Raw genomic sequence first — 22,224 nt, 5'->3', positions numbered from 1 at the left:
AGAACCGGTGGTAAAGCCAAACCATTTTATCAACATGAGCATGAAAACTGGAACGCCTTTTCAGGGAAAGGCATGGCATTCCCTTGCCTTATTCAGTCTGCTGTTTGCCTGGCTGCTATGCGCGCCCGGCGAAGTAAAGTCGCAGACTCCATCCGTACTGGATATCCGCGTAACGTACAAGGCGGACAAAACGCCGCTGGCTAAAGCGCTGAAAGATATCCGGACATTATCGAACGTACGGTTTACCTACAACGCAGACATTATCCGCCGGCAGCCGCCCGTAACGGTGGATATGAAGCATGTTACACTGGAAAACCTCCTGAAGCAGGTGTTGCAGAACACCAAACTACAGTTTGCGGTGGACCTGGGCGGTATCATCATTTACCCTGACGAAGATCCCGGAGGCAGTACAAAGCCCGGCAAAGTGGGGTTCCTGCTGCAGGGGCAGGTATTGAGTGAACAGGGGCCGCAACTGGCCGGTGTTTCTATCCGTGCACTGGAATCTAACATGGGCACGGTAACCGGCGACGACGGTTTGTTTTCGCTGGTAGTAACCGATGGCGAACAACTCCGCTTTTCTGCAGTAGGCCTTACGCCTGTTACATTGCGTGCAAAGAACCATGGCGAAGGACTGATGATCGTGAAGCTGAAACCTGCAACGGAAGAAATCAAAGAGGTGGTGGTAAACGGTTACCAGCGCATTGAAGCAAGGATGTCTACCGCAGCCACTTTTAAACTGGATGCGGCACAGATCCTGCAGCCCGGCGCTCCCTCGATCGATAAAATGCTGCAGGGTAAAGTTCCCGGCCTCATGATCCTGAACACTTCAGGTAGTGTGAATGCTGCGCCGGTGATCCGCATGCGCGGTACCTCCACATTCATAGGCAACCCCTCGCCTTTGTGGGTGATCGATGGAATGATCCGCCCTGACCCTGTTCCTATTTCTTCTTCTGATGTTAATAACGTGGTGAACGGGAACTATTCCCTGATCGGCAGCGCTGTGAGCGGGCTGAACCCATACGATGTAGAAAGCATTACTTTCCTCCGCGATGCTGCGGCTACCGCCATTTACGGTACGCGCGCTGCTAATGGCGTTATCGTTATCCAGACGAAAAAGGGAAAGTCTGGCCCGCTGACGGTGAATTACAACACCGATATGTCTTTCGTGGCGCGGCCTTCTTATAAAAGTATGCAACTCATGAATTCTGAGGAGCGTATGAACCTGTCCCGTGAGATTATTGCTGACGGACTGGTTCGCAATGTTCTAACACGAGGTTTTGTTCCTGCATCCACGTATGAGGGCCTGCGGGCAAAGCTGATTTCGAGGGAACTGACGGAAGATCAGTATAAGCTGGCTGTGCAGGAAATGTCTGCCCGTAATACGGATTGGTTTAATATCCTGTTCCGTAATTCTTTTAGCATGAGCCACTCTCTCAGTCTGAGTGGTGGTACGGATAAGGCCAGCTGGTATTCATCGCTGAGCTATACCAAAGGCTATGGTTCCGCGAAGGAAGATGGCCGGGACCGGTATACTGCCGATGTGAGGCTGAATGCCAATGTTACAAAAAGGATGCGGGTAGATATGCATGTGATGGCATCCTATATGAAGATGAATGGATATTACGGCGGAGTTTCTCCGCTTACGTATGCGATCCGTACCAACCGCTCCATAGATCCAAATGAGCATTACGACTGGAGGATGGCTACTATTGATGCTTCCGGATTCCGTCCGTCTACCCTTCAGTACAATATGCTGCATGAACTGGAAACTACCAGTAACACGAATAGTGTCCGTAGTGCCAGCGCCAATTTCAACCTGAGCTACGACCTCGGCTGGGGCATCCGTTTCCAGCACTCTTCCAGTGCCATGATCGATGCATCTGATGCCTTTATGGCTTATGACGAAACGAGCGCTGTTGCTGCAGTTGCAAGAGGGTATAAACTGGGAGACCCTGTACCGGATAATGCTAAAGCCATATCGCAACTTCCCAAGGGAGGGCTGGCTAACCTCAGTAATATGAATTCGCTGGTACTCAATACCCGTAACGGTTTAACATTCACCCGGCAGCTTTTTGACAAGCGGGACCAGTTTGATGTAACGGTTGGTACCGAGGTAATGTCCCGCAATATTCAGGGTGTACTGTCTCAGCAGCCGGGTTATTTCCCGGACCGTGGCCGTACGTTTGATGCGAACGATTTCTCCCGCCGTTCACTGGGTAAAACGGAAATCAGGGATGTACAGGAAAACCAACTGGGCTTATACCTGAACTCTGCCTATAACCTTATGAATAAATACATCGTTGGGGTTACAGTCCGGTCAGACGGGTCTAACCGCTTCGGCCAGTATTCCAACGCTAAGTTTTTGCCCAACTATGGCGTATCATTCCGCTGGGATGTATCTCAGGAGAAATGGGCGCAGGGCTGGAAAGCACTGGACCGCCTCTCTTTCCGCTCCAGCCTCGGTACACAGGGTAACGTAGTAACGGAAGTGGGGCCGAACCTGATTGTGTCGTTTAAGCCCGGCCTTGCTGAAAGCTTTAATATAAATGACCGGCCCCGTGTGATTGTAAAAAGCCTTGCCTATCCCGACCTGCGTTGGGAGAAAACATGGCAGGTGAATTTTGGTGCAGATGTATCATTTCTGGGCGGAAGGATTAACCTGATGGCTGATTATTACATCAAGAAGGGGCGGGATCTGCTTTCCGGTCGCGCAGTGCCATTAGAGAACGGTGTGGACGAAATACTGGTGAATGCGGGATCGATGAATAACAGGGGGCTGGAATTAGTGTTAAATGTTGTGCCGGTACAGCGGAGGGATTGGAATGTTTCCATCTCTTTTGTGAACAGCCTGAATAAAAATGAAGTAGTGGATCAGGGGTATCGTAATACTTATAATGATTTCATTAATGGTACCGCCAGTGTTCCCGGAATGCCGGTAGGGGCCTTTTATTCCTATGCCTTTAAAGGGTTAAGTGCCGATAAAGGATTGCCTCTTTTCTATAATATGGAGAATAAGGGCCGTGCCGTTGATCCCCGCGAAGTATTAGTGTATTCCGGGAAGCAGATCCCCAGCTTCTTCGGTACCGTGATGCCTGAAGTACGTTATAAGCAATTTTCGTTTGGGGCTAACTTCTATTACAGTTTGGGTACCCACAAGCGTATGAACCCATTGTATGATAAGATGGTGATTGCATATGGTATCCCTGAACCTGTTAATAATGCCAGCCGTGAAATGATGAACCGGTGGCGTAAACCCGGAGACGAGCGTTATACCAATATCCCTGCAACAAGAGATATTACGATACCGGAATATCAGCTCATTCCCCAGATCGAAGGCTCAGCTTCTGCATTTTCCATTCCGCAGTATGAGATGTTCGACAAATCGGACCTGCGTGTTGCCAATAGCAGCTTCCTACGTTGTACCCAGATGAACCTTCGTTACATAGTGCCCCGGAAAGTACTCGGTACATCCGGTATTAAAGGGCTGCAATGTTCATTTAATGTCAGCAATCCTTTTACCATCGCTTCAGGTAAACTTCGCGGGCAGGACCCGGAAATAGAAGGAGTAGGAACCACTGCTCTTCCGATCACACGTCAGTATGCATGGTCTATCCAGGCAACTTTTTAACATTATCAACCGCATTGACATGAAGAAATTGCTCTTTATCACCATATTGGCCGCTGCCGGACTTACTTCCTGCAAGAAGTTCCTGGAAGAGCGTTCCCTGTCGGATATGACACCGACTAAAGTGACGGATTTCGGGGATATCCTGCATACAGAAGCCTACCCCGCCTCCTCCGGTAATGATCCGCTCTTCCCGATGCTTTACCTGATGGATGATGATGTGGAAACTTATCCGTCAGAAGACCCTAACGTTGTAGCACAATACATCGGTAATGCCCCGGCATTTACCTGGCAGGCTGATTTTATCGAAGCCTGCAAACTCGCCAGCAGCAATAGCGTGGCTATATTCAATGTGTACACCTCCTCTTACGTTCGCCTTTTGAAAGTGAATGTTGTGCTTCAGGGAATCGACAAGGCAACCGGTGATCCCAATGAGCGCGACTGGATCAAAGGGCAGGCTTACGGACTGCGGGCTTATTATTATTTCAATCTTGTAAATCTTTACAGTCTTCCTTACAAAAACGCACTGGCTGCTCCCGATAAAGCGTTGGGTGTACCCCTGAGGCTGGATGGTAATGTGATTGAGGAAGAGATTCCCCGTGGTACGGTGAAAGAAGTGTTTGCACAGATCAGGAAAGACCTTGATTCTTCTATCCGGCTCCTTGAAAAAGAGAAACGCCAGCGCAACAATTTCTTCTTTACTGACGTATGTGCACATTTCCTTGCTTCAAGAGTGGCATTGTATATGGAGGATTGGGGAGCAGCTGCAGCGCATGCCAGCTATGTGATTGATGCACATCCGCAACTGATGGATTTACCTGCTGCAAACGGTGCGCCCCTTGTAAGCAGAAACAGCGTGGAAAGTATCTGGGTATCTGCCAGCCAGAGGGAGGTAGATAACACAGGCTTCCTGGCATATTTCGACGTGTCTCACAGCCTGTATAATGCTTTTGAACCAACAGATCAGCGTTTGCAGCAATTCATCATGGTAACGCCGCCGGAACTGAAGTGGTTTATTCCTTCTGACTTTATACAGTCAAAACTCCTTGACAATACGGATTTCCTTTGCTTTAGAAGTGCAGAAGCATACCTGAATCGTGCGGAAGCCAATATTCAGTTGTATAAGAATGGCGATGGTGCTGCTGCACAGAAAGCACTGGAAGATCTTAATACCCTCCGGGCCAAACGTTTTAGTGCGGCCGACTTCCAGCCCTGGGCAATCCAGCCTGCAGATCAGATGCTCAAAGCATGCCGTGAGGAACGCCGGAGGGAGCTCTTTTTTGAAGGGCACCGCTGGTTCGACCTTCGCAGATATGGTATGCCGCCTATACAGCACATACTCAGGCGCGCACCGGGAATGGCGGAGATATACGAACTGAAGGAAAACGATCCGCAATACGTACTTCCTATCCCGCGTGATGTGATGGAGAGGAACCGTGCCCTTGTACAGAATCCACAGATTACCTCGTTACGTTTACCGAAATAATTTAAACGATCCGTTATGCAAATTGTATTCTCCAGATATATCCCCCTTACCGTAATAGCCGCCGGCTTTACCCTGCTGCTATCCTGCGGAAAGGAGTCAAAACTGAATCCGCCACTGTTGCCTGACGAGTATTCGCTGCCACAGGGCAACCAGCCGATTGATGATACTATCGTATCGTTTAAAAAGCGTTACGGAACCTATATCCTTTATAAATTCTCGCACCGCGACTTCGCTTATTCGTCCGGCGCTATGCTGACGGATACCGCTGCGCCTGGAGATCCGGCGCACATAGCTGAGTTGTACATTTACTTCCGGGATAATTGCCTCAGCTGGTATCCGGAATCTTTCCGGCGGAAGGCGCTTCCCTTTAAACTGTTATTTTCTTCTGCGGTGGGAAGTCCTTTACCGGGAGGTGCCATTGCACCCGGCCGTGGCTTCGTCTCCACCCGCGAAATGCTGGCTATAGGCTGGGCTAATGATAAACTGGCCGGCCTTGGGCCTGTAGAGAGGAAAGCCCTTACGGCCAGAATGCACCGCTACTTCATGACCCGTGCCTTACAGGGACGTTCCATCCCCGTACCAGTGGAATACCTCGCGCTTTACCCGATAAGCTTTGATGGGATTGGAGAATCTAATAAGTACGATAGAGGCATCATTGAAGTACAGAACAGTACAACTCATAATGTTGCCACTGATATAGGAAGCTTCGTTGAAGCCATCGCCGGTAAAACAACCGCCGAACTGGAAGCCGGGATATTAAGCCCGCAGTCAGACCGTAAAGGACTGATACGCCGCAAATACAACATACTCGTACGAGTGTTTATGGATCAGTATGGTGTAGATCTTGTTGCTATCGGCAACAAGCCCTGATTATTCATGCAGGATTCACCCGAATCACTTAACCGATTGCCTTTAAAGTAATGACCAATTTAATCACTATGAAGAAGTTCCTCGCAATATGCCTGGCTGCCGGTGGCAGCTTAACTGCAGCCGCTGCGGGCCCGGGTAGCCCTGGTGCCCTGCAGGTTAGCATCCGTCCGAATGCCCAGCTTTCTACTCTTATAGATTTTAGTTATCTGAGCAATAACGGTACCTACGTGGTAAGCAGTCGTATAGCACATAATGAACGGGTGACGAAGAATGTACGCTATCCGCTGGCACCCAAAGCTCAGATTGTTTATCTGAATAACGAAGAATACCTGGTAGGTGCGGGTGAGACACTCATCCTTGAAATGGCACTGGAGAATATTATACAGTCTGGTAAAGAGCGTTGGGGTGGTGTTGGTCAGATAGCAGGGAAAACGAAAGCGAAAGCAATGAAGCATATGCTGCCCCGTATGATCGATTCTGCCTATAATATCGTAGATGCGGCTGTGCCGTTGGAAACATTCGACCGGGATATGGCAGCTGTCCGCAGTTTCTTTAATGCATCTGTAGAGGCCGCAGGCCTTTCTGCTGATGAGCGTGCACTGATAATTGCCTATGAGTCCGGCCGCAGGCTGATGCACAAGCAGTCGTATGTACGCAGCCATCCCGAAGCGGGAAAAATGGAAGGATTTTCCAAATGGTACTACGATGAGTTCGATATCGCTAATCCTCATTTTGACGGAATCGCACATAACATTGTTCTGAAACAAATCGTGGATGCCTGGTGGGTTGGCCGTAAAATGGAAGATCCAAAACTGGCCGACGAATTTGAGATGGTTGATCTGATGCGTTTCGCTAAAGCAGAACTGATGAAGCAGGAGGCTGCTAAAGTCTGGTTGTATTCCGAAACGCGTTACCGTCAGTTTTCGACTGCGGTAAAGAATGTTTACCCGGTTTTAAATGGTACTCTTAAACCCTATCCTCAGAAGAAGTACATCGACTCTCTGTATAAAAGTTATGCTGTTATGGACCGCGGTCTTCCCATGCCGCAGTTCTCAACTAAGAATGCCGCGGGCAAAACGGTAAAACTGTCAGACTTTAAAGGGAAGATGGTTGTGATGGACTTCTGGGCCAACTGGTGCACCGGATGTATTGCTAACCTGCCCAAATTCAAAGCCATTGAAGAAAAGTATAAAGGTAAAGAGGACATTGTTTTCCTCACCATTGCCTGGGAAGAACCCGGCTTCGATGAGCTTTGGAGAGAGTTATCCGCCAAGCATAAGATCGAAGGAGAGCATAACCTGATCCTTACCATCAACCGGGAAAGCAAAGAATACCAGAATTTCTTCAAAGTCATTTCCCTGACAGGTGTACCCCGTTACATTGTACTGGATAAAGAAGGGAATTACCTCGATAACTCACTGAGTATTTTGCTTGGTGAAAAAGTAGAACAGCAGATCCTCGATTTTTATAACGAACAGCAATAAATAAATTGGTCAACCTGCAACTCAGAAAGGCGCTGCTAATGGCAGCGCTTGCCTGCTCCATGTCTGTGAAGGCGCAACAGTCGCCTCCTAAAGGATATGATCCGGTAGCAGCCTTCGCACCTATCAGCTATGCTCCTGTGAGCCAGCTGCGCACAGCAGCAGGTACTCCCGGAGCAGGGTACTGGCAGAACAATGCTGATTATTCAGTAGCGATAACCCTCGATACCCTTACGCGGGGCGTGAAAGGGAGTGTTGCCATAAAGTATGCGAATAACAGTCCGGATACATTGTCGTACCTGTGGGTGCTGGCCGGGCAAAACCGTTTCCGTGCAGATTCCAGGGAAACACAGCTTACACCGCCTACCGGCAGCCGCTTTGGAATCACGGAATATACAGAAGGCTGTGTCATTGAATCGCTGATGGCAGATAAGCGGCCTGCCACATATGAGGTGAACGGTAAGTTTATCCGTATTGGGCTGGCTTCACCACTGGCGCCGGGTAAAACTATTCGTTTGGATATTGGGTACCATTTCATCCTGCCGGCAAAAGGCGGGGATTTTATGGGTGTGCTGGAAACGAAGCATGGCGGTGTGTATCAGTATTCAAGTGTGTTCCCCCGGATGTGTGTGTATGATGATCAGACTGGTTGGAATACCCATGCATCCCAATACTATGTGGAAACCGGAAGTATAGATATGCGGATTACCGTGCCTGCCAATATGATTGTACAGGGAACGGGTTTGCTGGAGAATCCTGAAGACTTACTGAGCCCTGCTGTATTACGCCGTTACAAACAGGCTGCAGGCAGCGATACCGCGATCCGTGTCCGCACTGCGGGAGAGCCTCTAAATGCAAAGGGCAACGGTATGCTTACCTGGCATTTCCGGGAGCCCCGCGCGGGTGATGGCATTTGGGCGGCTTCGGCGGCCTTTAACTGGGATGCGCTCAGTACCAAATTACCCGACGGGCGCAGCATTCCCGTGATGGCGCTTTACCCTCCCGGCAGCCATGCGGAGTGGGATACCAGCGCCACAGCCATGCGCCGCATCCTTCAGGCTTATTGCCAGCAATGGCCTTCCTATCCCTATTCCAGCTGTGTTAACATCGCCGGGTCTATTACCGGCGTGGCCTCCCCGGGCGTGTCTGTTCTACATTACAAGGAAAGCAGCTCGGGCGCTACCGTCTGGCTGAAAACCAATCACGAGCTCGGGCACGCCTGGTTTAACCTGATGGTGGCTGCAGACAGCCGCCATGGCTGGATGTGTGAAGGGCAAAACGTATTGATCAATCACCTGAATTCTACCATCCTGGGTTGTGAACCTCCCTTTGAAATAGAAAAAGCATCGGAGGTATTCGGGAAAGGCATGAGCCGGGTGCCGGTGAGCACCCGCTTCGGCAGTATGCCACAGCGGGATATGGGTGTGCTGATTTATATGAAGCCTGCTTATGCTTTACTGCTGCTGCGTAATACGGTACTTGGTCCTGCCCGGTTCGATGACGCCTTCCGCCGATACATTGCCTCATGGTCGTTCCGCCACCCTGTGCCGGATGATTTCTACCGTGCCATGGAAAACGCGGCAGGGGAAGATTTATCGTGGTTCTGGCGCGCATGGTTTATGACAGATGCACAGCTTGATCAGGGGATATTGCAGGCGCAATATGCCGGTCAGAAGCCTGCCAACGGTATTCTCATTACTCTCGTGAATAAAAGAGAAATGCCCATGCCGGTAGATTTGCTCGTGCGTGAATTCAACGGTAAAACACACCGCGTGAAATTACCCGTACAGGTATGGGAATGGAATGATAAGCATCAGCTGAAAGTAGCCACTACTTCACCAGTACAATACATCCTGCTCGATCCCGATAATCAGTTGCCGGATACCGACCGTTCCAATAATATCTGGACCGGCAGCGGAACAAGCCCGCTTAATAAAGCGGTTAGCGGAGCCAATGAAGTGGTAGACCGGTATCTGAATGCCATTGGCGGGAAAGCAAAGATCGCGGGTGTTAAATCTGTAGAGATGGAATACACCGGCGGGCAGCAAAACTCCCTGGTATGGCGGCACCGCTACCGGGACGGAGGCGAAGGCTCCTGGCGTGTAGGGCTGGAAACAAAGGCTGTCAGGCTTACGCTTAAGCAAATTGATGTGGCAGACAGTATTCAGTTTCAGCAGTTGGGGCAGCCCGTACCTGTTTCCGCTGCCGTGGCCGATGAGATCCGACGTTCTACCGAAGCCTTTCCTGAACTGAGGTTCTTTGATAAAGGTAACCGGGTGAAGCTTTCTGACTCACTGCATTTCGTACACGGTATGGAAACTTACCAGATCACCGTAACAACCCCTGCAGGCAACAACTGGCGCTACTATTACGACCGTACCACAGGGTTAAAAGTGCGGGAAGAGTTTGCCGGGCGCGATGTTCCACAGGTATATGTCATGAGGGTTTTCTCCGGATATGAAATGACAGGTGGTATCCTGTGGCCCAAACAAGTTTACCTGCAGGAAGAAGGCGGGAAAACTGATTTATTCGAACGTACACATTTTTCAACGCTATAAATCTATTCGCATGAAACAAATAATGACCGGGATGGCACTGCTGGCCTCCATGAATTGCCTGGCCCAGGATAAACTGGAAATCAATGCCCGGATAGACGGGTTGCCGGAAGGAGAAAAAGTTTATTTCTGGCGCCCGCTGGGAAGCAAAACAGATTCCGTGTATGTGAAGAATGGTGGTTTTACCGCTACGCTCGATATGAAAGAGGGAGGATCTACCTACGTTGTTTTTGTAGGAAACGGAGGTGATGAATCGCATGGCACTTTCCTCTACCTCGAAGGCGGTAAGCTGAACATTAAAGGTAAAGGCCCGTATTTCAAGGATGCGGAATATACCGGCAGCAAGTTTGTGCAGGATTGGAAGATGATTGAGCAGGACGTGCTGAAGAAAGATCTGAAAGAAGATGAGCTTACCAAACTCGAAGCGGAAATGAATACCGCCACGCAGGTAGGTGACCATGATGCGCTCCAGGAACTGTCTGCCAAAGCGGCGGAGCTGAAAAAGGATCAGATTAAACTTGCAATGGATTGGGTGAATAAGCATCCTGATGTCAGCGCGGCATCTTACCTGATGAACGCTTACCTGGGAAATCTTCCGAAACAGGAATTCATGGCAATGGTGGATAAGCTGGGTCCCAATGTTAAAAATACTTTTACCATTAAGTATATGATGGAACAGCGGACCGGTGTGAGCGCTGATTTCATGACGAGGGTTGGTAAGGCTGCCCCTGCTGTTGAAGTGAAGGATAACACAGGAAAAACGGTTACACTGAACAATTTCAAAGGTAAAGTAGTGTTGCTGGACTTCTGGGCAAGCTGGTGCAAACCCTGCCGTGAGCAAAACCCTCACCTCATTAAAGTGTACGAAAAATATAAAGCGAAAGGCTTCGAAATCCTGTCTGTTTCTCTGGACGAAGACAAGGATAAATGGCTGAAAGCTATAGCCGAAGATAAACTGACCTGGACGCAGGTTGTAGGCGATAAAGGGGGTGAAAGCAAGATCGCCAAAGACTATAAAGTATTTGCACTGCCTTCTACCATTGTAATTGACCGGGAAGGTAATATCCTGAAAATTGGTATCACCCCGGCAGATCTTGAGCAGTTACTCGAAAAAACACTGTAAGTACTCCCCATATATTTCATCCGTTCATGATTGCAAATGCCCCTCCGGTACTATCCGGAGGGGCATTTGCATTAAAGCGGTTGGGCTTACGGTATTTGAAGCTTATTTGAAGCTTATTTGAAGCAGTTATCTACGGGTCGTCTACGTGTCAGTTATAGGTGAATTAGCAGTAAAGTGTGTCGATGAGGTGGACTTGAGGCGGAGGTGATGCGGAAGTGATGTGGATGCGGTGTGAAGGTGATGGCAGGCTGTAAAAGGGAAGACCGGGTGGCTGTGGCCCATGGCACTGGCTGGCGGAGGAGGGGCCTGCCGTGTAGATCTGGGTTCCAAACTTATTGATATTAAAATACTTACAACAAAAACACCCTGATATGGCTAAGGGCTATTCCCGTTGGATGTGTACCTGATTTTCCGGAATGGTAGTGGGTGCCCCGGGATTGGGTAATAAGAAGCCGGTGCGGGGCTTTTCTTTGGTGTGGGTAACCTGTGGAGCCTGCTCTTCCACAACGGCTACAATATCTGCTGCTTCGCTCTTCTTGTCGCGGATATCGAAATCCTCAGTAAAAAGCTTTACCTGTAATACTACCAGTAAGGTGCCTTTGCCGGGTACATCTACGCGCAAATCCGCCCCTTCGAAGTAGTGGCACTCCTTGTTGAGATCGATTTTCAGGAGGGCAGTATCTGTGCCTTTAATAGTGCGGGTGCTGAAGTCGATGCGGGTAGCAATTACTTTCAGCTCCATGCGGAGGGCATCTCCATAACCTTGAATGTACTGCGCAGGTATGTGCAGGGAGCCGTCTTTTTTAAATACAGTCTTGCTGCCGAAGAACCTGTCCAGCCCGGTGTAGCCTTTGAAGCGGAAATTAAGCAGCCCTGCGTGGTTGTTTCTGCCCGCTCCCAGGATGTAGCTGTTGAGGCGGTTTACCAGCGCACGGTCCGGGTGGATGTTTAATTCAGGCGTAATAGCATGCCGGATAAGGGCGCCCTTGCGGCTGGTAGCACCGAATACTTTTGCCGCACGGCGGGTATTATCCGTTTGCCGTACTGTTTGTGGTACTGTACGTAAACAGTGTTTGCCGTTGCGCTCGTACGAGATAATATTGCCGAGCCGGCCTTTAAATGGAATGAGAGAATCTAAGATTGCCATAACAATGTGTTTTAGTTGTTGAAGTTAAATTTACGAATAGCGCACCGGAGTAGTATGGGCGCGGGTTTAGAGGCTATTCAACACCACAGTATTACGGTTTGCCGAACTACGAAATTTCAAAGCAGTCAGGATGAATAATTTCGAAGCTGACAGTAGCAGGGTTTGGAAGTTTTCGAAAATTGCAATATTCCCGGAATACTGCTCACCAACAGGGACGCATTAAAATTCAGTATCTTGTTAAGGCTATCAACAAGATGGGTAATATGCAAAGAAGGGAGTTCCTGAAAAATTCACTGATAACGGCTACGGGAGTATTGGTATTGCCGGCATTGAGTAGTGCCGGTGTAAGCGATGAACCGTTTAATGCAGCAGGCTTTATGCGGCCGCCGGCCCGTTACCGGCCACAGGTATTCTGGATGTGGCAGAATGGTCATGTTTCGGAAGAAGGCATTACGAAAGATCTGGAAGCCATGCGGCAAATGGGGCTTGGCGGGGCCATGCTGTTTAATGTTGAAGCTGCCACGCCTAAAGGGCCGGTAGATATGGGTAGTGCAGCGTGGCGGCAGATGGTATTGTTTACCACGCAGGAAGCGCAACGCCTGAAGCTGCAGATCACATTGCATAACTCATCTGGTTTCTCAGGTACCGGTGGCCCATTCGTTCAGCCAGATCAGAGTATGCAACAGCTGGTATGGAGAACTGTGCAGGCCGTTCCGTCAATAAATACTTATCATCTCCCGCAGCCTTTTTCGAAACTTGGATACTACAGGGATATTGCCGTGCTGGCTTTCCCGGAACTACCTGAGCCCGATACCCGTCAGTTATGGCTGAACGGGGAAGCGGCAGATGTTTCCCTAATTGCTGACGAACATCCTGAAACTGCTTTGCGGTTAGAGAAAACAGGAGAGCTGGTGTTTGAGTTTACAGCCATAAGCACCATTCAGTCGGTAACCATCTGGCGCAAGCCGGAAGTACCTGCTGATGTATATAACGGCCCCCCGGATAACCCGCCCACTTTAACAATAGAAAGCAGTGCAGACGGTGTGAGTTATGCTCCTGTATGCAAAATGCCCATGCCGCAGTTGCGTAAAATGAATGCTCCCGGCGTTGCGGTATTCCCTGCTGTTCATGCAAAATTTCTCCGCCTTAAAACCAGTACGGCTACCTGGCTGTCTGGCATACGCTGGCATGCCCATGCGGGTGTGAATAACTGGCCGGGTAAAGCTAACTTTTATCAGTACGTACCGGCTACCGGTGCTGAACCTCCTGCAACGGAAGGCATCAGGGAACGGAATGTGCAGGATCTTACCCGTCTCCTGCAGCCAGACGGTACACTTTCCTGGAGCCCTCCAACAGGCCGGTGGACCATCCTGCGCATCGGGCACACTGCTACCGGGCAGTTAGGTGCATCCCAGCCTGCAGCAGGTGCGGGGCTTGTGTTGGATAAATTCAGCCGCAAAGCTTTGGACAATTGGTGGCAGCACATGGACGATTACATTTTCAAAGACCTGCGTTCCTGCCCTGCTTTCGGAGGTTTGCTGATAGACAGCTGGGAGGTAGGCGTTCAGAACTGGACGCTGGAGATGCCTGAAGCTTTCCGCTCCCGGAATAATTACAGTATCATCAGCTGGCTTCCAGCGCTTACCGGGCGTATTGTGGAAGATGCGGATGCAACCAACCGCTTTCTGGCTGATTTTCGCCGTACACAGGCCACCCTGGTAGCCAAAGAATATTACGGCGGGTTTAAAGCACATTGCAGGGAGTATGGCTGGCATTTGTGGGGCGAACCTTATGGCGATGGGATGTTTGACAGTTTCGAGGTTACGCAGCAGCTGGATATGCCTATAGGCGAATTCTGGACCCGTTATGCGCCCGGCTCCATGAACTGTATCAGTACATCCTTATCCGCAGGGCATACTGCAGGTAAGCGGGTTATTGGGGCAGAAGCATTTACCGGATTGCCGGAAACCTCCCGTTGGACCGATTACCCTTACAATCTCAAAGTACAGGGCGATCATTTTTATTCCATAGGAATCAATCAGATGGTACTGAGCATGATGGTGCACCAGCCTTACCGGTATGGTGCACCGGGCTTTTCAATGGCGCATTTTGGCGCTCACTTCGACCGTACCAATCCATGGATGCCTTTTGCCAGCGGCTGGACGGATTACCTGACGCGTACCCAGTACCTCATGCAGCAGGGGCATTATGCCGCAGATTTCGTATTCTTTAAAGGGGAAGAACCTTCCGCTACCGTACCTGACATTGATCTTGCCTCACCCTCAGCCCCTACCGGATACGGTGCTGATGTGATGGGGCCGGATGCATTGTTCAGTGATATCAGCATCCGGCAACATGTAATCGTATTTCCGGATGGGATGCGGTATAAAGTAATGGCGCTGATACAGCAGCAAAGCATGTCTGTCCGCGTACTGCAAAAGCTGAAAGCACTGGTGGAGAAAGGTATGTGGCTGGCAGTAAATGAGGCGCCGGCATCATTACCCGGGCTGGATGGTGATAAGGCCGAACAGGAAGCACTGGTCAATGCAATATGGGGCGATCTGGATGGGGTAAAGGTAAAGGAACACAGGCTGGGAGCGGGAACGGTTTTCCGGGGTAAATTGCTTGCGGAAATCATTCAATTACCGCCTGATTTTACCTTCACTGCTCCACGCCGCGATGCTGCCATTCGCTTTACCCACCGCCGTACCGGTACAGCAGATATTTATTTTGTGAGTAACCGGCTCCGCCGGTATGAGCGTGTTACAGCCGAGTTCAGAGTGAAAGGCATGCAGCCTGAATTATGGAATGCGGAAACCGGCAGTATAACAGACGTATTGATGTACGAAGCAACGGAACATGGTATCCGCATACCGCTGGAGTTTTCTCCCGGAGGGGCGTGGCTCGTTGTATTCCGGAAGCCACTGCCGGGCAAAGGGATCAGGACGTTGTTAAAAGATGGGGAAGTGCTTGCTGCTGCACGGCCATACACAGTTCCGGAAGCAACACAATGGAAGACTGTTCGGCAAACATTTTCGATGGAAGTTTGGCTGAAGCCGGATACTTATGCCATGCCGGGGAAAGGGTATGTTGTGTTCCCTGCAGAGGGAGAAGTGGTATATGGTAAAGGCATCACCACTGCAGGTATTGCAGCCGGACAAAATGTTATCCGCATATGTGAACGTGCGAAAGGGGCCGCCTATTTCTCTAAGGATGTTGTGGCGGTGTATGCCCCGGTTTCGGGATGGACGCATGTGGTAGCTGTATATCATAACGGTGCTCCTGCATTGTATATAAACGGAAAGCTGGCAGGGCAGGCTCCTGCAGGGGATCATATAGTTATACCCGGCCTTGGTACCAAGCCCACGGGAGAGCTGCAGTCTGGTGTGTTCGAAGGGAATGCCACAGCACCTAAACTTTACCGCGAAGCACTCAGCCCGCAAAAGGTACTGGCACAGTATTCTGCCGGATTACCTGCCCCTGAATTACCGGGCGGTATGGTGATCTATGGACAGGGAGCCCGTAGGAAAGCGCTCGTCCGGGAAAATGGTGATTATTGGATAGATGGCCTGCAGCAGAAAGTAACAGACAAATGTTCGGTTCACACGGTTAAGGGGCCCTGGCAATTATCTTTTGAAGCAGGCCGTGATGCTCCGGCAGGAATAACCCTTCCGGAATTAACGTCGCTGCGTAACCATCCGGATTTTAATGTGCGTCATTTCGCGGGAGTAGTCTCGTATGATAAAGCTATGCACATCTCAGCAGCCATGCTGCAAAAGGGTAAGCGGGTGTTCCTCGATCTGGGAAGGGTAGAAGTGGTTGCTGCCGTAAATATCAATGGGAAGGATGCAGGCCTTTGCTGGAAAGAACCCTATCAAATAGATATCACACCATTTGTACATACAGGAGAAAACAAGTTGCGCATTCAGGTGGCTACATTATGGCCCAACCGCCAGATTGGAGATGAATACCTCCCGGCAGAAAACAATTATTCATCTTCCAATTACATCACTGCCTTACCCGATTGGCTGGTGCAGAACAAAGAAAACCCCGGGCGGCGTATCTCATTCTCTTCATGGAACAACTATAAGAAGGACGATCCCCTGCTTGAAGCGGGCTTACTGGGGCCGGTAAGGTTACAGATTGCCTGGGAAGCAAGCCTGTAGCGAAACAGCAGTAGAATTTTATCTGCACTAATTTGGAATTGTCTTACATTTATTGTGGTAAGGCCTGAAACGCCTTTTCGTATTTTTTCTCCTTCAGCCTATTTTCCGTTCCGGCAATATTTTTTAGAAGTTATCAGCAGTATTAAGCGAAACTATTTCGTTCGGCTTACTATGCCCGATTCCATATCCTTAAAAATTATTGTCATGGGAACTCAACCTCAGATTGCCGGCTCGCAGCAAACGAACACTGCACCTGCCACCACAGATGTGGCTTCATTCACCACTAACTGGACCTCCTCCCGGTCAGTTGGTCCATCAGCATCTGCCTGCCTTTCCGACCACTGTGTGTGGTATTGTTCCGGAGATAAACTGTATGGATTTGATCAGTTTACGGGAGAGGAACAATATTGTTTAACCGGGTTTGGCGCCAGAACTACTTCAACCGTATTTGTTCAGCCTTATGATGATGGCTTGCTGGTAGCCTGCGATGATGCGGGGCTGTATTACATCGAACTTTCTGTTGCTGCACCTGTACCCCTAAAAATCGCAACTATCGACGATGGTGGGGATCACCCCGGGCATCACGATCAGCCCCTGTGGATGGAAGCCCTTAATGGGTCGGTGTACCTGTATTCCGGAGACGGGCACCTGTTTCGTATGCCGCCCAAATCAGAAAGTGCGCATAAGATCGTTTGGGGAGAAAAACCCGGCTCCGGGTGTTATCCCAGTTTGGGTACCGATGGGGTGTATTTAACAAAAGGGAAAGAGCTGTGGGTGTACGATCTGCAATTATTGAAGAAAAAACATTCGCTGAAATTAGAACACAGCGGCTGCGGCAGTATCCGTACAACATCCACTGCGCCGGTATACTGCGTTGTTTTAAATTCGGGTAAGCTTTTTAATATTGTTTGCGGTATTTCCGGCGGGGCACACCCTAAGGTTTTATGGACCACCACGTTTGAGGTGTCTCTCAGTTCCACCGGCGTGCTTGTAAGCGATGCATTGTATTGTTACATCCCCCTTGTCAGCGGCTCACTGGTGGTGCTGGATGTTTTAACCGGTAAGCAGGCCACTTTCAATAAGAAGAATGTAGGTCCCTACTCGCTGGGTACCATCATTCTCGGCAAAACCATCATGCAGGAAAGTATTCTGTATATGGCCTATGCGCAGGACGGAGTTTCCGGCGGTTTTGTATATGCCATTAATCTGAACACCGGGGTAATAGCATCCATGCATACCGATCCCGGTCCTCAGTTGATCGGAGTGGATAATGGGGTGCTGTATTACAGTGACCTTACGCCGGAAAGTGAAGCGGAAAGGAATATACATGCGGTACGATTGTCGGATCTGGTAAGGGAATTTTATGCAGAAAGCATACTGATGCAGAATATGGAGTTTACCGGGCATACGGATGAGCTGGGAGCAGTTCCTGTTAAATCCGCAAGTATCGCAACGGAGATCACCCTGTTTGATGTATCCGGCACTCCCCGCTTAGGGCAGTATCTCCGATTGGGCGCTACGGAGCCTGCCGTGATACAATGCGAAGGTGTGGAATATCGGGTGGGGCCATCCCAATTTGCTGATCTGATCACAGATGCAAGCGGGAGGATGCGAATAACCGTGAAGCCGGGTTATACTGATAGCTCGGGTGCCTTCCATGACGGACTGACCTTTCCCGGCCTGACCTTGTATTCAACCTTTATGGATAAGGACCTCAGCATGCTCATCCGGCCGGATGCACAATTGCATGATGTACTAACCGGGATAACAGCGGCAACCCTCACCAATGGGATAGATTTTAATGGTAACCCCGTGATAATGGATGACTACCGGAAAGATGATACTATCATGAAAGATGTGGCAGACAGTATCAAAACAACGGCCATGATGGTAAAAGCATCCATAGCTCACAAGAACAAGAGAATGGAAAGCCGCTACCTGGCAGGTGGTTGTAATATGGATACCATCTGCTGTTGTGCCACCGGCGATTTTCATTGCCCCGTAGTTTGCTCCAATAACTATGCATTTGACCTGGGTGGGGCTGCAGGAGGCCAAACGTATTTTAAGGACCAGTTGAATGAAGCAGGTATTCAGGAATGGTTACGGCAACACCCGGTAACTACACACCTGGTGCCCATGTCATTTGGGGATTTCTGGGATAGTATTAAAAGCGGTGCGGCAGCGGTTACAGATGCCATCGTTTATGCCGCAGATAAAGTGCTTGCGAGAGTAACTGCGATCATCAATAAAGTGAAACATACCATCGACCTGGTGATTGATACACTGGGAAAAGCCATGCTTGTGGCACAGGGTATATTCAACACTATTGCCAGGGGAATTGACAAAGTGAAGGAAATGCTGAGCTTTTATTTCGACTGGCAGGATATCCTTGCCATGAAAGATATACTGAAAGGACAGGTAAACTCAGCCGTGAGTAAACTGTTAGATCCGCAGGAGCATGGTGAACCCAGTGTTTTCGATCAAATGAAGGGAAAGGGAGTTGAGATGTTTGCGAAGCTGAATGAAACCGTGCAAAAGAATTTAACGGATCTGGAAAAGGAATATGGAGCATATACCGGGAAGGTTGCCCGGGAAGATGCGGAACGGGCTGCGGGTATTGCCAATTCCGCAGCCGGAAGTGTAAAGTCTAATTGGTTACTTTATAATGTAATGGATCAGTTGCTGTCAAAAAGGATACTTACAGCCGATAAATTAAATGTGGAAATGTCTGGCCTGCCATTCGGGTATCTCATTCCTGACCTAACAGTACCCGACAGCCTGAAAGAAGAAATACAGAAGTTGTTCGGGGACCTGGAGCATAGAGTGACGGACGATATTAAAGCAACCATGCGGGAAGTGCAGGCAGGTTTAACAGAAAATGCCGGCAACCTTTTCTCCGCAACGGTTAAATTTTTTATCGGTATAGTAAAAGGTGCCGCCAGGGTAACTATCGATGTGGTTAGTGGTTTGTTTGAAGCGATGATGGCCATATTGAAAGCGCTGTTAAAGATGGTAGATGCATATCTTACCCAAAAGATAGAAATACCTTTCGTTTCAGACCTGTACCGGTTTATCACAAGGCCAGACAAAAATTCCAAGGGCAGCGACCTTACAGTGGCAGATTTTGTATGCCTGCTGCTGGCCATCCCAACCCAGCTGGTAACCAAGGCCACGGCCGGATTAACGGCGGTCCCGAATAAGGTTGCGGCTATATTGAGTATTGCCAGTGGTGCCGGGCAGGAGCTGTGGGCACTGTTTAATGCACAGTTAGGCGGCACTAAATTGTTAATGGACAGGGGGAAGATGGTTTTGGGCAAAATTGGCAAGCCGATTTATAAAATTGCCCAGCTGATAGGAATCGTAGTAATTGGAGGAGTCGTACGATCTCTGCTCTTTCTGGTAGAATTCTTTGCAAATGCAGAAAACCCCACGGCGCTGGCTTATGATACGCTCTTATGGGCGGTAACAACCTTTGGTGTGTTTGTGGATGTAATCGTAATGAGTGTGTTCGCATACACGAAGTTTATACCTGATGAGGGGAGAACAGCCATCAATGCAGTGCTGGGTCTTTTTATGGGCCTGTCCGGACTATTCATTTTAGGTTACGTGTCTAATGTGAGTACAACCTCCAACCCGCTGGGTGTTTTATTTTCATTCCTGGGCTTCGCTGCAATTTCAATGCGGCCAGGTGTGTTGATTGGCACACCCCGAAGCAGGGGGATATGTATCGGCACTGCCTGGGTATTTACATCCGGAACAGCAGCCATCAAGCTCTACACTGGCATAAAAGCTTATAAGGCGCTGAAGGAAAGTAATGCCGTGATGTCAGAAATGAACTAGCAGACAGGATAATTGTAATTTGCTACCGGGGAAAACATATTATGGCTATAGCTATGTGTGTTTTCTTCCGGTGATGCATCAATTTTAATGAAAAATTAATCTCTTTTAACCCGCAATAGTTTGCTGTTTGCCCGCAAACCTTTTAATTTTACGCCCCACTGCTATATGCATGCACAGGGGAATGATGGATTCTTCCACATTACCTCCGGGGAATAAGAACATGTGAGCATTGATAATCAGGTGTGCCTGGCGTATCAGGCACGGTAATTTAAATTGGAAAATGGTACGGTCGCTGATCGGATTTATGCTATTGGTAATAGTCCTCCTGTTGGACGGGTACCCTCATTGCATACATTCGTCTGCCCGGTTTTCCCCCGGCAAATATTATCTTAACCTTACAGAAGAGGAGCTGGCCGATGAACCCTGTGATGTGCTGGAATTCAGTAAATCCGGTACACCAGACGCCAGGAGCTCTTCCGAAAAGATACAGGCCGTTGAACTCTCCGAAGAAGACATTGAATCCATTTTCCGCAAGCAGCATATTCCTTTTAAATTAGTTATTACCGCACTTTATACACACACCACTACCTTTTCATCTGTAAGCCCCCCAACTCCATTACCTTTCTCTCCCCAAATTTCCTGCACCACGCCCGATAAGATTATTGTGCAGCGGGTGATCCGTATTTGATCTGCATTCTGCAGTTCCGCCTTTCCCGGCTAACTGAACTATTATCAGCTTCCGTCCGCGATGTTCCAACATCCGGTAAGGCGCCTGTATGTGCCTGTATGGTTGCTGCCGTTATCTGAATCCATCCTTAAACAAATACACTAAATGAAGCCAATTCTGACAGTATTGGGCTTGTGTGCCCTCCTGTGCCATACCAGCTGCCATCCCAAAGAAGAACATCACGAATCTTCCTCCAAACTGCTTGTAACCAGTCCGCTTAAAACGGATACCACCATTACCCGCGAATATGTTTGCCAGATCAAATCTATCCGCAACATCGAAGTGCGCGCCCAGGAAAAAGGGTATCTGCAGGAAGTGCTGGTAGACGAAGGCCAGCATGTAAAAGCCGGACAGCTCCTCTTCCGGATCATGCCCCGCCTGTATGAAGCGGAAAAACTAAAGGCTGAAGCCGAAGCCCAGGCCGCAGAGATTGAAATGCAGAATACCAAAACCCTGGCAGACAAGAACGTAGTATCAAAGAATGAGCTGGCCCTGGCCAATGCCAAACTGAAGAAGGCACAGGCAGAGCTGGCACTGGCGCAGGTGCATCTCGCCTTTACGGAGATCCGTGCTCCCTTCGACGGTATCATCAACCACCTCCATCTCAAACTGGGAAGCCTTGTGGAAGAGGGCGACCTGCTCACCAGCCTCTCCGACAACAGCAGGATGTGGGTGTATTTCAATGTATCAGAACCGGAATACCTCAACTATGCCGCTGCCATCAAACCGAAAGAGAAGATCAACGTGCACCTGCGGATGGCCAATAAAGAAGAATTTAAACATCCCGGCGTGGTGGAAACCATTGAAGCGGAATTTAACAACGAAACCGGGAATATCGCCTTCCGCGCTGCGTTCCCCAATCCGGAAAGCCTCCTGCGCCATGGGGAAACGGGCACCATACTCATCCGGGAATCCCTGAAAGATGCGGTTATCATCCCGCAGAAGGCTACCCTCGAGATTCTGGACCGGAAGTATGTGTATGTGGTAGACGCGCAAAATACTGTGCAGTTGAAACCCATTACCATCGCCGCCGAAATGCCCGACCTGTTTGTGATTAAAGAAGGCCTGACGGGGAATGAAAAAATACTGCTGGAAGGATTGCGGAAAGTGAAGAACAACGACAAGATATCTTTCGATTTCCAGTCGCCGCAAACCGTCATTTCGCAATTGGTGCTGCCGTCAGAATAAACTTTAGACCCATAAA

General features: G+C 49.4%; 11 protein-coding genes. 10 read left to right on the top strand and 1 reads right to left on the bottom strand.

Going from position 1 to position 22,224, the window contains the following annotated elements; genetic code table 11:
- Positions 1-34 precede the first annotated feature (34 nt).
- The 6 genes from DEV76_RS01310 (at position 35) to DEV76_RS01285 (ending at position 11,140) form a co-directional block, all read left to right on the top strand.
- Complete coding sequence (locus DEV76_RS01310) at positions 35-3,628, top strand: SusC/RagA family TonB-linked outer membrane protein (protein ID WP_109694314.1); 3,594 nt, start codon at positions 35-37, stop codon at positions 3,626-3,628.
- Between the two features lie 19 nt (positions 3,629-3,647).
- Positions 3,648-5,111, top strand: a complete 1,464-nt coding sequence (locus DEV76_RS01305; protein ID WP_198651903.1) for a RagB/SusD family nutrient uptake outer membrane protein — start codon at positions 3,648-3,650, stop codon at positions 5,109-5,111.
- A gap of 15 nt (positions 5,112-5,126) precedes the next feature.
- Positions 5,127-5,981: a hypothetical protein gene (locus tag DEV76_RS01300; protein WP_109694311.1), complete on the top strand. Its 855-nt coding sequence runs from the start codon at positions 5,127-5,129 to the stop codon at positions 5,979-5,981.
- Between the two features lie 68 nt (positions 5,982-6,049).
- On the top strand, positions 6,050-7,465 hold the full coding sequence (locus DEV76_RS01295; protein ID WP_157962654.1) for a TlpA family protein disulfide reductase: 1,416 nt from the start codon (positions 6,050-6,052) through the stop codon (positions 7,463-7,465).
- Positions 7,466-7,503: 38 nt separating this feature from the next.
- Positions 7,504-10,020: a M1 family aminopeptidase gene (locus tag DEV76_RS01290; protein ID WP_109694306.1), complete on the top strand. Its 2,517-nt coding sequence runs from the start codon at positions 7,504-7,506 to the stop codon at positions 10,018-10,020.
- A 10-nt stretch (positions 10,021-10,030) separates the two neighbouring features.
- A complete protein-coding gene (locus tag DEV76_RS01285; RefSeq protein ID WP_109694304.1) occupies positions 10,031-11,140 on the top strand; it encodes a redoxin domain-containing protein in 1,110 nt (369 codons plus the stop codon).
- A 382-nt stretch (positions 11,141-11,522) separates the two neighbouring features.
- Here DEV76_RS01285 and DEV76_RS01280 read toward each other — a convergent pair whose 3' ends face one another.
- The gene (locus DEV76_RS01280; protein ID WP_109694302.1) at positions 11,523-12,287 is read right to left on the bottom strand and encodes a hypothetical protein; all 765 of its coding nucleotides are present in this window, start codon (positions 12,285-12,287) and stop codon (positions 11,523-11,525) included.
- A gap of 263 nt (positions 12,288-12,550) precedes the next feature.
- Between DEV76_RS01280 and DEV76_RS01275 the strand changes: the two genes are divergently transcribed.
- The 4 genes from DEV76_RS01275 to DEV76_RS01260 all read left to right on the top strand — a co-directional run bounded on the left by DEV76_RS01275 (position 12,551) and on the right by DEV76_RS01260 (position 22,208).
- Positions 12,551-16,453 (top strand): glycosyl hydrolase, encoded by a 3,903-nt coding sequence (locus DEV76_RS01275; RefSeq protein WP_198651902.1) that lies wholly within the window; start codon positions 12,551-12,553, stop codon positions 16,451-16,453.
- A 204-nt stretch (positions 16,454-16,657) separates the two neighbouring features.
- Positions 16,658-20,293, top strand: coding sequence for a hypothetical protein (locus tag DEV76_RS01270; RefSeq protein WP_157962652.1), 3,636 nt, complete (start codon positions 16,658-16,660; stop codon positions 20,291-20,293).
- 280 nt (positions 20,294-20,573) lie between these two features.
- A complete protein-coding gene (locus DEV76_RS01265; RefSeq protein ID WP_157962651.1) occupies positions 20,574-20,981 on the top strand; it encodes a hypothetical protein in 408 nt (135 codons plus the stop codon).
- 144 nt (positions 20,982-21,125) lie between these two features.
- The gene (locus DEV76_RS01260; RefSeq protein WP_109694295.1) at positions 21,126-22,208 is read left to right on the top strand and encodes an efflux RND transporter periplasmic adaptor subunit; all 1,083 of its coding nucleotides are present in this window, start codon (positions 21,126-21,128) and stop codon (positions 22,206-22,208) included.
- Positions 22,209-22,224: the final 16 nt, after the last annotated feature.

It is taken from the genome of Chitinophaga deserti (assembly GCF_003149455.1).
Taxonomy (GTDB): Bacteria; Bacteroidota; Bacteroidia; order Chitinophagales; family Chitinophagaceae; genus Chitinophaga; species Chitinophaga deserti.
Note: the sequence above shows the minus strand (reverse complement) of the source record. Positions and strands in the feature narration are given on the sequence as shown.